The sequence below is a fragment of the Erythrobacter sp. S249 genome, assembly GCF_057364975.1.
This window is the reverse complement of record NZ_CP200287.1, coordinates 2764678-2777894: the sequence shown is the minus strand read 5'-3', so window position 1 is coordinate 2777894 and position 13217 is coordinate 2764678. Positions and strand designations below refer to the sequence as shown.

Sequence of the window (13217 nt, the reverse complement as noted above, 5' to 3'; positions counted from 1 at the left end):
CAATGGGAGAACCCAGGCGCAATCTTCATCCTGGGAGAGGGGATTCATTCAGTGGACTTAACACTCATATCAATTGGGCTGGCCGTCGTTGCCATCATCTATGGCATTGTCACCAGCCAACAAGTTCTCAGCGCGAGTGCCGGGAACGCCAAAATGCAAGAAATTGCTGGCGCCGTTCAAGAAGGCGCACAGGCTTATCTCAAACGGCAATATACTGCGATCGGCATCGTCGGTGTGGTGGTTGCCATACTCGTTTTCATTTTCCTTGGCGCGGTTTCGGCCATCGGCTTTGTTGTCGGTGCTGTTCTGTCCGGTGTGGCTGGCTTTATAGGGATGAACATCTCTGTGCGTGCCAATGTGCGCACAGCGGCGGCGGCTGAAACCGGCCTTCAACAAGGGCTGACAGTAGCGTTCCGCGCTGGTGCGGTTACCGGCCTGCTGGTTGCGGGCCTCGCGCTGCTGTCCATCGCAGGGTTCTTCTACGTACTCGTTGGCACAATGGGCATGGACCTGACTGTCCTGGCTGAGAAACGCGAAGTCATCGACGCGCTAGTCGGCCTCGCCTTTGGCGCTTCGCTGATCTCTATCTTTGCGCGTTTGGGCGGCGGTATCTTTACCAAGGCTGCCGACGTCGGCGCCGATCTGGTTGGCAAGGTTGAAGCCGGCATTCCAGAGGATGATCCCCGCAACCCGGCGACCATCGCCGATAACGTGGGCGACAATGTTGGCGATTGTGCTGGCATGGCCGCTGACTTGTTCGAGACCTATGTTGTCACCGTTGGCGCGACCATGGTTCTGACCGCTCTGCTGTTCACCGGCCTTGCCGCTGACAGCCTACTTGCGCTGATGAGCCTGCCGCTGATCATTGGCGGTGTGTGCATCGTGACCTCGATCATCGGGACGTACTTTGTTCGTCTCGGTTCTTCGAACAACATCATGGGCGCGCTCTACAAGGGCTTTATCGTCACCACGGTCCTGTCCGCTGTCGCGATCTATTTTGCGACCGATTATGCGGTTGGCATGGCCACGGAATACACCCTGGGCGACAACACGTTCACTGGCATGTCATTGTTCCTGGCGATGATGGTTGGATTGGTCATCACTGGCCTGATCATCTGGATCACCGAATATTACACGGGCACAGAATACCGCCCGGTCCGCTCGATTGCGAAATCGTCTGAGACTGGACACGGCACCAACGTCATTCAAGGTCTGGCTATCAGCCTTGAATCGACCGCACTACCAACCATTGTGATCGTGATCGGTATCATTGTGACATACCAGCTCGCTGGTCTGATGGGCATTGCCTTCGCGGCAACTTCGATGCTGGCGCTGGCCGGTATGGTTGTTGCTTTGGACGCATACGGTCCTGTCACCGACAACGCTGGCGGCATCGCTGAAATGGCTGAGATGGAAGAAAGCGTTCGGGAAAAAACCGATGCGCTGGACGCCGTTGGCAACACCACGAAAGCTGTGACCAAGGGTTATGCAATCGGTTCTGCCGGTCTGGCTGCTCTTGTTCTGTTCTCGGCCTACACCGCTGACCTCAAAGAGTTCTTCCCAGATCTTGCAGTCAGCTTCAGCCTTGAAAACCCGTATGTCATTGTTGGCTTGCTGCTCGGCGCGCTGCTCCCGTACCTGTTCGGTGCGATGGGCATGACCGCCGTTGGCCGCGCTGCTGGCGATGTGGTTATCGACGTTCGTGACCAGTTCTCGAAAGATCCTGGCATTATGGCCGGGACTAGCCGTCCGAATTATGCGCGTACGGTCGATTTGGTAACGAAAGCGGCGATCAAGGAAATGATCCTGCCTTCGATGCTGCCGCTGCTGGCACCTATCGTTGTCTACTTCGCTGTGACAGCGGCAACAGGCAGCCAGGCAGAGGGCTTTGCCGCTCTAGGCGCATTGCTGCTGGGTGTGATCATCTCGGGCATCTTCGTGGCGCTTTCCATGACCGCTGGCGGCGGCGCATGGGACAATGCCAAGAAGTACATCGAAGATGGCAATCACGGCGGCAAAGGCTCAGAGGCGCACAAGGCCGCTGTGACCGGCGATACCGTCGGCGATCCTTATAAGGATACCGCTGGCCCAGCCGTGAACCCAATGATCAAGATCACCAACATCGTCGCGCTGCTTCTGCTCGCGGCGCTGGCTGGCGGGCATTGATCTGACGCCAATCTGCAGCTGAACAATCGGCTGCAAACATTTTTGAACCCCGCCGGGCGCAGGTCTGGCGGGGTTTTTTGTGGTCCGACGCCACGTTCAAACACTCGCACTCCAAGCGCGTCGCACAAACGCTTCCTTAACGTCATATGGCCTAAACCTCGCCCCGCGCGCGATTCTGCACGCTGGGAAAAGGTTAACGGATGGACATGGCAAGCGCGCCTGCAATGCCCAGCGCCCCTTCTCACTCTGGCCCGCTTGCGGGTTGGAGCGATGGGATGCATGCCCTGACGCCTGCCCAAATCAGCCGCACTGCTTTCCTTGCCGCATGGGACGAGTTGACCAATTGCGCGGCCGAACCCAACCCCTTTTTCGAAGAGTGGTTTCTCTCCGCCTCGCTCGCCAATTTGCCAGAAAGCGCGAAGGTCGAAGTGTTCGCCTATATCGTTGGCGGCAACCTGCTAGGTCTCATCCCGCTTGAGCAATCCCGCCAATATTACGGCTATCCCGTGCCGCATTGCGGCGCTGCGCTGCACGCAAACAGCTTTTGCGGAGCGCCCTTGATCGCCAAAGGGCATGAGATCGATTTCTGGCGCACCTTGTTCACCGCGCTCGACCACAAGCCGCGCCAGGCGCTGTTCCTGCATTTGCCGCAATTGCCCGCCGATGGCCCGGTGGCCGAGGGCCTGCGCGAAGCCTTGGCCGAGCATGATCGCCCGAGCGCCATTGTGCGCCGGGAAGAGCGCGCCATGCTGGACGCCGAAATCTCACCCGAGGAATATCTCGAGACATCCATGACCAAGAAACGGCGCAAAGAGCTGCGCCGCCTGCGCAAACGCCTCGCAGAAGAAGGCACCCTCAGCTTGGACCGGACCGAAGGCGAAGAAGGTATCGACGAATGGACCCGCGAGTTTCTCTCCGTGGAACGCGCAGGCTGGAAAGGTGCCGAAGGCTCCGCCCTCGCCAGCGCAGACCATACCGAACAGTTCTTTATCGACGCCTTGGCCGGCGCGGCACGCTCTGGCCGGTTGGAACGGCTCGCTTTGAGGGTCGACGCGCGAGCCATCGCGATGCTCGCAAACTTCATAACGCCGCCGGGTGCCTACAGTTTCAAGACCGCCTTTGACGAGCGTTACGCGAAGTACTCGCCCGGCCTTTTGCTCCAGCTCGACAATCTGGAGCTGCTCAATAACGAATTTATCGAATGGGCCGACAGCTGTGCCGTCGAAGGACACTCGATGATCGAGCGCTTGTGGCGCGAGAAACGCAGCATCCATAGCGTCAACGTCGCGATCGGCGGGAAATTGCGCCGCGCGGTGTTTGAGCAATTGATGCGCCGCGAGCTGCGCAAAGGAAACCCGCAATGAACGCGCCCATCACAGACGCAACCGACTGGCAAAGCGCGCGCGCCTCTGCCCCGGCGATTTTTGATGCGAATGCGCGCGGTCACTTTGCCGCGCGCTATCCAGAAACGCCGCATGTTTTGCGCCATGCCCTCGATCAGCATCCTCTGCTGGAGATCGAAGCGCTGGCCGGCATGGCAGAGCGCCTTCCAGAAGGCTCGGTCGAATACAATCGTGGCGATTTGCCGATTGGCGTCGATGGCAAACCGGACAGCAACGGCCTCACCATCGCAGAGACGATCCGCAAAGTGCATGAGGCGAACAGCTGGGCAGTGCTCAAGAATGTTGAGCAAGTGCCATCCTATCAGGCATTGCTGCACGATTTGCTCGGCGAATTGCAGGCTGAGATTGAGGCCAAAACCGGCGAGATGCTGACCCCGCAAGGGTTCATTTTCATCTCCAGCCCCAATGCCGTGACGCCTTATCATTTCGACCCAGAGCATAACATTCTGCTGCAGGTGACGGGCAGCAAGGTGATGACCCAATTCCCCGCTGGCGACACGCGCTTTGCGGCCGATGGTGAGCACGAGGCTTATCACGCAGGCGGGGCGCGCGAGCTCAAGTGGGACGATAACTTTGAAGGGCAAGGCCGTGAGTTTCCGCTTGGTCCTGGTGATGCCGCTTATGTGCCGGTGATGGCCCCGCATTTCGTGCGCAATGGGCCACACAGCTCGATTTCGCTGTCGATCACCTGGCGATCCAATTGGAGCTATGATGAGAGCGATGCGCGCTGCGCCAATGTGCTGATGCGCCGGATCGGTCTGACGCCCAATGCGCCAAAACGCTGGCCCGCCAGCAACCGCGCCAAAGCGCTAAGCTTTCGCGTATGGCGCCGCCTGTTTGGCCGCGCTGGATTGCCGCCGCTGTCATGAACGCGCCTTTCCCTGTAGACACGCAGCCCCAATCGGAGCTGGACCGCCTTGCGGAGGCAGATGATCCGCGCCGCGCTTTCTTAAGGGCGCAGTGGTTTGCATCAGGCCGCGATCCGGCAACGACCGAGCTTGTCGCGCGCAGCAATGATGGCAAAGCGATTGCCGCCTTTCCTATGTGCGAGAAAAAGCTTGGTCCCGTCGCGATCAAGCAAGTCTCAGGCGCCTATTGGCCGTTTCGCGGCGCTCCATTGGACAGCAAGTGCACAGCAGAAGAGCTCGCGGCGGCTCTCAAGGAAAAGGCGCTTGCAAAGCAGCTCGGCAATGTCTGGCGCATGGGCCCGGTGGTCGACGACGATCCGTCGCTCGACGTGCTCAAAGCCGCTGCAGCCGAGGCAGGCTGGCGCGTGCTGTCCCGCCCGGTTGGTCAGCTGTTCGTGCTCGATCTTGTCGTGCTGACGGCGTCAGGCAATTGGCCCTCGACCAAAGGCCAGCAGAAAGATCGTTGGCGCGTTCGCCAGCTGGAGAAAACCGGCCCGGTCACCATTTCGCACTTCACTGGCGAAGATTGGACCTATGAAACCCGCGACGCCATTGCCGAAATTGAAAGCAATTCCTGGGTCGGGCAGCTTGAACAGGGCGGCGACACCAAATTCCACGATCCGGCGCTGCGCTCATTCTGGGAAGGCATCGCTGAGGACCCTGCGATCGCGGCAATGATCCGGGGCAGCTTGCTGCATGTCGGCGATATCCCCGCGGCCTTCACCTTTGGGCTCGACTGCGGCGACACGCGCTATGCCATCGCGAACAATTTTGATCAGCAATTCCATAAGTTCTCGCCCGGACGCGTGCTGCTCTATGACGATTTCACGAGCGCCGCAAAGCGCAGCCTTGCCCGCATTGACTGGGGCCTTGGCGATGGCGGTTACAAGCGACAAATGGGTGCAGAAGAGGCCTCCAGCGTCTCTGATCTGCTGTTTGTGCGCGGCGCATTGCCAGCCGCTCTGCTGCGCCGGGTGTGGGAACGCTAAGCCTGCTTGACGTTGTCGCCCTCGCGCCGCATTGCGAGCGGCGAAATGAGCGACACTTCAGACAATATTCCGACCAATGAGCAGCTCGTCGATGGGCTGATCAAACTGCTCACAGTAGAACAGAGCACGCCGGACAACTTCACCGGCCGTCCGCAAAAAGGCGGCATGGGCCGCGTGTTTGGCGGCCAAGTGCTGGCGCAGGCTATTCAGGCCGCGCAAGCGACCGTGGATGAGCCTAAACAAGCGCACTCGCTGCACGCCTATTTCCTGCGCGGCGGCAAAGAAGGCCCGCCGATTGACTACCGGATCGCGCGCGATTTTGACGGGCGCAGCTTCTCCAATCGCCGGGTTGTTGCCAGCCAGACCAATGAAGCCGGCGAAAGCAAGCCGATCCTCAATCTGACCGCGAGCTTTCAAACACCCGAAACGGGGCTGGAACACAGCGATGCAGAGATGCCCGATGTCGAGGGGCCGGAAGAGCTGCGCAGCGATATGGATGTGCGCCACGAGATGGTGTCGAAGCTGGGCGATAAGCTGAGCGAGGATCAGCGCCGGATGATGCTGCGCCCGCGCGCCATTGAAATGCGCACGATTGACCGGCTGCATTGGATGAACTCTGAGCCGCGCGAACCGAAAGCGCACACATGGTTTCGCACCGGCGCGCCGCTGCCCGCGATTGAGGATAACCCAGGGCTGCACCGCGCCGTGATCACCTATGCCAGCGATTTCACGCTGCTCGGCACCAGCGCCCTGCCCCACGGGCTCAGTTGGATGCGCGGCGAACTGGTCGGGGCGAGTCTTGACCACACGATCTGGTTCCACCGCGAAGCGCGCGCGGACGAATGGCTGCTCTACGCCACCGACAGCCCGTGGTCCGGCCATGGACGCGGATTTAACCGGGGCCGCGTGTTCAACCAATCAGGCGAACTCGTCGCCAGTATCGCTCAAGAAGGCATGATCCGGCGCCGCAAGGCGAAGTAGAGGCGAAATAGAACAGCCTGCGCAGCGCTTGTCCTTGATATCACCGCCCTCCCCGCTAGGCTGAGCGATCAGGAGAACACCGCAATGCAAATCACTCGCCAACCGCCGGTTAAAGCGACGCTTGAACCCAGCAACCACCCATATCTTTCCGGGCCATGGACGCCGGTTCACGAAGAGGTGGATGTGGATGAGCTGGAAGTGATTGAGGGCACAATTCCAGCCGATATTGATGGCATTTACCTGCGCAATACAGAGAACCCGGCGCACCAACCGCTGGGCCGGCACCATCCGTTTGACGGTGATGCGATGGTGCATCAAGTGAACATTTCGGGCGGTAAGGCGAGCTATCGCAATCGCTTTGTGCGCACTCAGTGCTTTGAGGCGGAGCAGATCGCAGGGCAGGCGCTGTGGGGCGGCTTGATGGACCCTCCCGGGACGTCGCTGCGCCCAGGCTTTGGCGCGCATGGCGGGCTTAAGGACACCGCCTCGACCGATATTCTGGTCCATGCGGGCACCGCGTTGGCAACGCTCTATCAATGCGGCGAGGCCTGGCAGATGGACCCGGTGACTTTGGAGAACCTTGGCAAAGCGCCTTGGGGACCGATTGACGGAGTTTCTGCCCATCCCAAAGTGGATGAGAGCACCGGCGAGCTGATGTTCTTCAACTATTCCGTGCACGCGCCCTACATGCATTACGGCGTTGTCGACCGGACGGGTAAGCTGGTTCACTACACACCGGTCCCGCTTGATGGTCCGCGCCTGCCGCATGACATGGCGATCACGCCGAACTGGTCGATCCTAAACGACATGCCCTTGTTCTGGGACGCGAAGTTGCTTGAGCGCGGCATTCATGCCGCTCGCCTGCACGAAGGAGTACCGACTCGTTTTGCGTTGATCCCGCGCCATGGCAGTGCGCAGGACATCCGCTGGTTCGAAGCCTCGCCGACCTATGTGCTGCACTGGACGAACGCTTGGGAAGAGAGCGGGCCAGACGGTGATGAAGTCGTCATGGAAGGCTATTACCAAGACGAACCCATGCCACAGCCGCTGGAGGAGCAAGGCGAACATGGGCGGATGATGGCCTATGTCGATGAGCACAGTTTCAAGAGCCGCCTGCACCGCTGGCGCTTCAACCTGACCACCGGCGAGTGCAAGGAAGAGCGCCTGTCGGAACGGATCGTCGAATTTGGTATGATCAACCCAGCCTTTGCCATGCGCAAATCGCGCTATGTCTGGTCGACGACGGCCCGGCCCGGCTGGTTCCTGTTCAACGGCTATGTCCGGCAAGACACAAAGACCGGCGAAGAGCATATCTTCACCCTGCCGGACGGCGTATATGCCAGCGAGAGCCCGATGATCCCGCGCAAGGGCGCCGACGGCGAGACACTGGCGGAGGATGACGGCTATCTCGTCACCTTCCTGATCGACGAGAACAGCGGCACATCTGAGCTCGCCATTCTGGACGCCAGCGATGTGGCGAAAGGTCCGATCTGCCGCCTCGCTTTGCCGCACAAGATCAGCAGCGGGGTGCATTCCACCTGGGTCGAGCATTCGCAGCTGGCCAGCGACCGCGCCTTCAAGCTTCGCCAGTTGCAAGAGGCCGCTGCCTGATCCGGCGAGCGCGCACAGCCCTATACGTTTTGCAGATGCCCCGCCCGTCCGCCTCCTGATAACACAGCGCGTAAGCATCAGAGCAATCAGGAGCATGGCACGTGGCAAGCATCGAAGGCGGCAATAACGGCGTATCTGGGGTCGGCCCCGGCCAATCCGGTTCTGGCTCTGATGGGATCAGCGCTGCTGAGATGGCCGACAATCTGATCGGCTCCTCCACCGGCCCGGCGGGCTTGGAGACTGACCGCCTCGCCGCCAGCGTCGATATGGCGATGCAGAGCATTTCGGCCGGGACGTATCAGGCCACCGGCATGACCGACGGCTTCAGCGCTGCCGACCTCGAGGCTGCTGTGATGAGCCAGCTTGGCCCGCGCCAACAAGGGCAGTTCCAAAGCTCGCTTGATACCTACAAAGCTTCTCCTTTCACCACTGCTGCTCAGCAGCTTGCGGTTGATCTTCCGCTGCGTCAGCCCACGGGCCAACCCGGCATGAACACTGCGCAGGACCCCTATGGCACCGAGGTCCCCACTGAGCTTCCACAGTTCACCATGAGTTCGACTGATACCGCAGCCCACAGGTTTGCAGAGCTTCAACGCCAGCAACGCGCGGATGGTATGCGTCAGGTTGAGTTGATCACCGGTGGCCCGTTTTCCGGTCTGTTTGCGGCTGGCGGCGTGATTGCAGGCGCTGAGATGCATACAATCGAAGGACTGGCCTTGGTGGGTGAGATGGCCGACGGATTTACCGCGCCGCTCAGCCCTTGAACCAACGTCTTTACCGTCACATCCGCCACCAATCCAATTGCGATTGACAGGCCGATCCGTTTCCTGATCCAGCGCTAGCTCCGCTCTGCACTCAGCATGGGCTGTTGCGGCAAGCCCCTGCTGCTCGCACCGCAGACATCCAATTCCAATTGCTATGCAACCTTTACCCACGCCGTGCATTGTCCCTATAGCGATCCAGATTCCATAAGAGAGGGACCAAAGTGGCTTTCAAACTCATCGACTTACCTTACGCAGACACCGCACTTGCACCCGCCGTTTCGGCCGAGACACTGTCGTTTCACCACGGCAAGCACCATCAGGCCTATATCGACAAGATGAACGCCGCGATTGACGGCACCGATCACGCCAATGCCTCGCTCGAAGCGATCGTTGGCGCCGCCCGCGGCAGCAACCAAGGGCTGTTCAACAACGCCGCGCAAACGTGGAACCACGGGTTCTACTGGCATTCCATGGCGGCGACCGAGACCGCACCATCGGACGAGCTCAAAGCCAAGATCGACGCCGCATTCGGCTCTGTCGACGAGCTCAAGGAACAGCTCAAAGCCCGCGGTGCTGGCCACTTCGCCAGCGGCTGGGTCTGGCTGGCTGAGAAGGACGGCGCGCTCACCATCGAGGAAACCCACGATGGCGACACGCTGGCTGACCAAGACGGCGTCAACCCGCTGCTGGTCGTCGACGTGTGGGAGCACGCCTATTACCTCGACCATCAGAACAAGCGTCCGGCCTATCTCGACGCGGTTGTCGGCTCGAAGCTCAACTGGGCCTTCGCATCTGAGAACCTCGCTCGCGGCACAGCCTGGGTCTACCCGGCCTAAGCCGAACACGATCACAGCAATGTGAGCGAAACAGCCCCTGCTCCGCCCAGCGCGGAGTGGGGGCTTTTTTGGAACGCAGATACGCTTTTCAAAAGTGTGACTTTTCATCGTGACGCTGCCTGCTGGCGGCAATCACCCAGCGATACTGGACAGCGCGCAAGATGCGCCAAAAGCGCAGAATTGTCGGGCTTTTGGCGTACTCCGACATATTTACCGCCGCGCAAAATCACCCGCCAAATGCCGCTCTCAATGCGCCATTCCAGCTCGCGAAGTGTGACTTTTGGCAGCGCACCCAAAACAGCATCAGGCGCCGTCCCAATATCGCACGGCTGCCATTCCTTTGCGAGCGCCGCATCCCACGCCGTGCAGAAACTCTCCGACCATATTTGCGTCCGCAACCGGTAAGCACTTTCGCGCGCCATAGAGACCCTGCGCGCCGCATCCGTCACTGAGCGCGTTTGCGCAAGCCAGCCGATAAACTCCGCCTGCCTCAGTGGCGTCCAGCCGTCCACACGCTGTTTCACCGGTACGGCGTAAAACGGCGGAATGCGCCTGGGCGGCTTGCGAGGCTGAGAAACGCGCGGCGGATAGAACTTCATGCCCTCAGCGATAAGCGCATGGGTGATGTGTAGGAAAGCGCCTACTAACCTACCCCCATCACTGACCATTCTCGCCGCAGAAACCGCGCGCCGCGTCATGGGGCTTTACCTCTGGCACAAATGCTCAGAAGGTGCGGGCAAGCAAAAAAGCTGCGCGGTGATGGCGCTGAGAACCACTCGGCCTAACATCGACGAATGCTGTTTGGGAGAAATTGATGGCCGAAGCGACTGTGCACGCACCGACAGGTGCGGCTCCTCCTGCCTCCGAAGGTTTCGGAACGCCTGGCTACCGCGCTTATGTTCTGAGCGCCTTGCTCATCGTGTATATCTTCAATTTCATTGATCGCACGATCATCAATATTCTGACGGAGCCAATCAAGCTCACCTTTGGGCTGGAAGATTGGCAAATGGGCTTGCTCGGCGGGCCTGCCTTCGCCGTCCTTTACACCTTCATCGGCATCCCAATTGCGCGCGGCGCAGAGCGCTACAACCGTGTGGCTATCATCTCGGCTGCCGTTGTCATCTGGAGCCTGTTCACGGCTCTGTGCGGGTTTGCGATGTCGTTTATGATGCTGTTCCTGTTCCGAATTGGCGTCAGCATTGGTGAGGCCGGTTGCACCCCGCCCGCTCAGTCTTTGATTGCGGATTATTTCAAGCCATCCCGCCGCGCGACCGCCGTTTCGGTCTACGCTCTGGGCGTGCCGCTCGGCGGAATGCTCGCCTCGGTTTTCGGCGGTCAGCTGGCTGGGCTAGACGGCGCGCAATACGGCGCGTTTGTGAATTCAATCGGCATCGGCTCTCTATTTGGCGATCTGGACTGGTCACAAGTCGAAGGCTGGCGGGTGGCCTTTGTCGTGGTTGGATTGCCAGGATTGCTGTTAGGACTGATCGTTTGGCGCAGCATTAAAGAGCCGCCGCGCGGCTACACCGATCCTGCTGCGCTACAAGGCCTGGAAAAGGCCAGCTTCAAAGAGGCGCTGGCGGTTTTGGCCAAGAAGCCAGCTTACCGGCACATTGTGTTCGGTGCGACGCTCGCTTCTTTCGTCGGCTACGGCGTTGCGCAGTTCACCACCTCATTCCTGCTGCGCACGCACGGCCTCACGATCCAAGAGGCCTCTTTGCTCTACGGGGTTGTCTTGGGAATTATGGCGGCGATTGGCGTGTTCAGTTCCGGATGGCTGGCGGACAAGATGTCCCAAAAGTATCCCAATGCGCTCTCGTGGCTGCCCGCGATTGGCATGGGAGCATCCGTGCCGCTCTACGCATTTGGCTTCTTAATGCCTAACCTCTGGCTGGCGGTGCCGGCGCTGATGATTGCCGCGATGATCCACTATTTCTACCTCGGGCCGATGTATGCGGTCTCAGGCGGAGTGGTCGATAGCAGGATGCGCGCAACATCGGTTGCGATCACTTTGTTTGTGGTCAACTTGCTCGGCTACGGCCTTGGCCCGCCGGTAATTGGCGTGCTCTCGACTGTCCTCAAGACTATGTTCCTCGACGGGCAAGCGCTCGGACTTACGCTGGAGACGTGCAAGCCACTGCTTTCGCTTGGCGCTGATGCGAAGGCGCTGCTCGGCGGCTCAGAGCTGGAGGCGATGGAAGCATGCTCCAGTGCGGAAGCGCGCGGGCTTCAGTGGTCGATTGTGATCTTCAGCTGCATTTATGGCTGGGCGGCCCTGCATTACCTATTGGCGGGCCGCACGCTTCAGCGCGACATGGTTGCCAATTCACAAGAGTGAGGGGTTACTTTTGCGGCATTGGCAGGCCGACTGCTCTCGCATTTTTTGCAGCACGTAGGCCATTGATTGAGCGACTGAGCCGCAGATGTCGAGGTTGTTAGAGACCAGCACAAAGCTCCTTTTTTGATGCGAGCGCCGGGTAGAGAAACTGCATGAAGGCCGAGACGCGCTGAATGTCTTTCACACGAGGATGAGTAAGCAGCCACAAGCGCCGAGTGCGGTCTATTTCTGTTTCGCTCAGGCGACGGAGTGAAGGATCGGCGTTGCCGACAAAACACGGCAAGTAGGCAAGCCCGGCTTTTCTGCCCACACATCTTGCCCGGTGCATCACGCTGGAAGAAATCGTGGAAACAGTCAGCGCGCGCAGCCTCTTGCTCAGCCTGTTGTCTGACCGTGGGTCCCAATCGGTTGCATGAGCAATCCAAGAAAGGCCGGCAATGTCCGCGTCAGAACAGTCCTTATGAACATAAAAACCGTAGCTAAGCGGGAAGAGTGCCCGGCCAACCAGATGTTCTGGCGGAGCTTCAGCACACCTCAACACAACATCCGCTTCGCTCCGATCAAGATCCGCCAAGGTCGACGAGACCACCAGATTAAGTCTGACATCCGGGTTTTCTGTCTGAAAGCGTTCCAGTGCATTATCAAGAAGGTAACGCGCGTGGCTATCGGTGCAAGAAAATCGCACCTCCGATTTCACATCACCTTGTCGCTCGCGGCATTTGTCCACCGCAACACGTGAACACTCGTCCATCTTTTGGGCGGCATCGAACAATGCGTCGCCCAGACTTGTGCGAACATATCCATCAGAGCTTTTCTCAAACAAGGGTTCAGAAAATTGGGCGTCAAGCCGCGATAGCCTCCTGGAGACCGTCGCGTGCGACAAACCCAGCAGCGCTGCAGCTTTTCGCAACGTTCGCCCTTGGGATAGCGCAATGATGAGTTCGTAGTCTGGCCAGCGATCCATTGGTTCAATTATGAACCATAGAGTCAAAATGTAAATCCACCAGATGTGCCCGTATCGATGCTAGGCACGAAACAGGAGGATTTATGCGGCTACTTCTTTCCATTCTTTGTGTCTGCATTGTGCCAGGGTGCACAAGCACGACCGATGTGTCATCGTCCACAACGACCGGAGTCCTGTTCGCCCATTCGGGCCAATCTCTTTCTCTGCCTGGCGATCACGCATGCACTTTGCTTCGCCAAGGTCGCGTCACCGAGCAG

At 59.4% G+C, this 13217-nt stretch carries 11 protein-coding genes; 9 read left to right on the top strand and 2 right to left on the bottom strand.

Annotation, left to right across the window (positions count from 1 at the left end; translation table 11 throughout):
• The first annotated feature begins 51 nt into the window (after positions 1-51).
• The 8 genes from AC0V6V_RS13050 (at position 52) to AC0V6V_RS13015 (ending at position 9658) form a co-directional block, all read left to right on the top strand.
• Positions 52-2166 (top strand): sodium-translocating pyrophosphatase, encoded by a 2115-nt coding sequence (locus tag AC0V6V_RS13050; RefSeq protein ID WP_486165779.1) that lies wholly within the window; start codon positions 52-54, stop codon positions 2164-2166.
• 224 nt (positions 2167-2390) lie between these two features.
• Entirely contained in the window at positions 2391-3530 is a 1140-nt protein-coding gene (locus AC0V6V_RS13045) for a GNAT family N-acetyltransferase (RefSeq protein ID WP_486166365.1), read from the top strand.
• A complete protein-coding gene (locus AC0V6V_RS13040; RefSeq protein WP_486165777.1) occupies positions 3527-4438 on the top strand; it encodes a transcriptional regulator in 912 nt (303 codons plus the stop codon). Before AC0V6V_RS13045 ends, AC0V6V_RS13040 begins: the two co-directional genes overlap by 4 nt.
• A complete protein-coding gene (locus AC0V6V_RS13035; protein ID WP_486165776.1) occupies positions 4435-5466 on the top strand; it encodes a GNAT family N-acetyltransferase in 1032 nt (343 codons plus the stop codon). Before AC0V6V_RS13040 ends, AC0V6V_RS13035 begins: the two co-directional genes overlap by 4 nt.
• A 45-nt stretch (positions 5467-5511) precedes the next feature.
• On the top strand, positions 5512-6447 hold the full coding sequence (locus tag AC0V6V_RS13030; protein ID WP_486165775.1) for an acyl-CoA thioesterase: 936 nt from the start codon (positions 5512-5514) through the stop codon (positions 6445-6447).
• 84 nt (positions 6448-6531) lie between these two features.
• Positions 6532-8058 (top strand): carotenoid oxygenase family protein, encoded by a 1527-nt coding sequence (locus AC0V6V_RS13025; protein WP_486165774.1) that lies wholly within the window; start codon positions 6532-6534, stop codon positions 8056-8058.
• Positions 8059-8159: 101 nt separating this feature from the next.
• On the top strand, positions 8160-8822 hold the full coding sequence (locus tag AC0V6V_RS13020) for a hypothetical protein (RefSeq protein WP_486165773.1): 663 nt from the start codon (positions 8160-8162) through the stop codon (positions 8820-8822).
• A gap of 221 nt (positions 8823-9043) precedes the next feature.
• Entirely contained in the window at positions 9044-9658 is a 615-nt protein-coding gene (locus AC0V6V_RS13015) for a superoxide dismutase (protein ID WP_486165772.1), read from the top strand.
• Positions 9659-9762: 104 nt separating this feature from the next.
• On the opposite strand, the gene AC0V6V_RS13010 is transcribed toward AC0V6V_RS13015, so the two are convergent.
• Positions 9763-10356, bottom strand: coding sequence for a hypothetical protein (locus AC0V6V_RS13010; RefSeq protein WP_486166364.1), 594 nt, complete (start codon positions 10354-10356; stop codon positions 9763-9765).
• Between the two features lie 116 nt (positions 10357-10472).
• On the opposite strand from AC0V6V_RS13010, the gene AC0V6V_RS13005 reads away from it, so the two are divergent.
• Positions 10473-11996, top strand: coding sequence for a spinster family MFS transporter (locus tag AC0V6V_RS13005; protein WP_486165770.1), 1524 nt, complete (start codon positions 10473-10475; stop codon positions 11994-11996).
• A gap of 97 nt (positions 11997-12093) precedes the next feature.
• Here AC0V6V_RS13005 and AC0V6V_RS13000 read toward each other — a convergent pair whose 3' ends face one another.
• Entirely contained in the window at positions 12094-12960 is an 867-nt protein-coding gene (locus AC0V6V_RS13000; RefSeq protein ID WP_486165769.1) for a LysR family transcriptional regulator, read from the bottom strand.
• Between the last annotated feature and the right edge of the window lie 257 nt (positions 12961-13217).

Excerpts from the sequence above, each read along its gene's own strand:
- AC0V6V_RS13045 (WP_486166365.1), top strand. The coding sequence starts at position 2,391 with ATGCCCAGCGCCCCTTCTCACTCTGGCCCGCTTGCGGGTTGGAGCGAT.
- AC0V6V_RS13040 (WP_486165777.1), top strand. The coding sequence starts at position 3,527 with ATGAACGCGCCCATCACAGACGCAACCGACTGGCAAAGCGCGCGCGCC.
- AC0V6V_RS13035 (WP_486165776.1), top strand. The coding sequence starts at position 4,435 with ATGAACGCGCCTTTCCCTGTAGACACGCAGCCCCAATCGGAGCTGGAC.
- AC0V6V_RS13030 (WP_486165775.1), top strand. The coding sequence starts at position 5,512 with ATGAGCGACACTTCAGACAATATTCCGACCAATGAGCAGCTCGTCGAT.
- AC0V6V_RS13025 (WP_486165774.1), top strand. The coding sequence starts at position 6,532 with ATGCAAATCACTCGCCAACCGCCGGTTAAAGCGACGCTTGAACCCAGC.
- AC0V6V_RS13010 (WP_486166364.1), bottom strand. The coding sequence starts at position 10,356 with ATGACGCGGCGCGCGGTTTCTGCGGCGAGAATGGTCAGTGATGGGGGT.
- AC0V6V_RS13005 (WP_486165770.1), top strand. The coding sequence starts at position 10,473 with ATGGCCGAAGCGACTGTGCACGCACCGACAGGTGCGGCTCCTCCTGCC.
- AC0V6V_RS13000 (WP_486165769.1), bottom strand. The coding sequence starts at position 12,960 with ATGGATCGCTGGCCAGACTACGAACTCATCATTGCGCTATCCCAAGGG.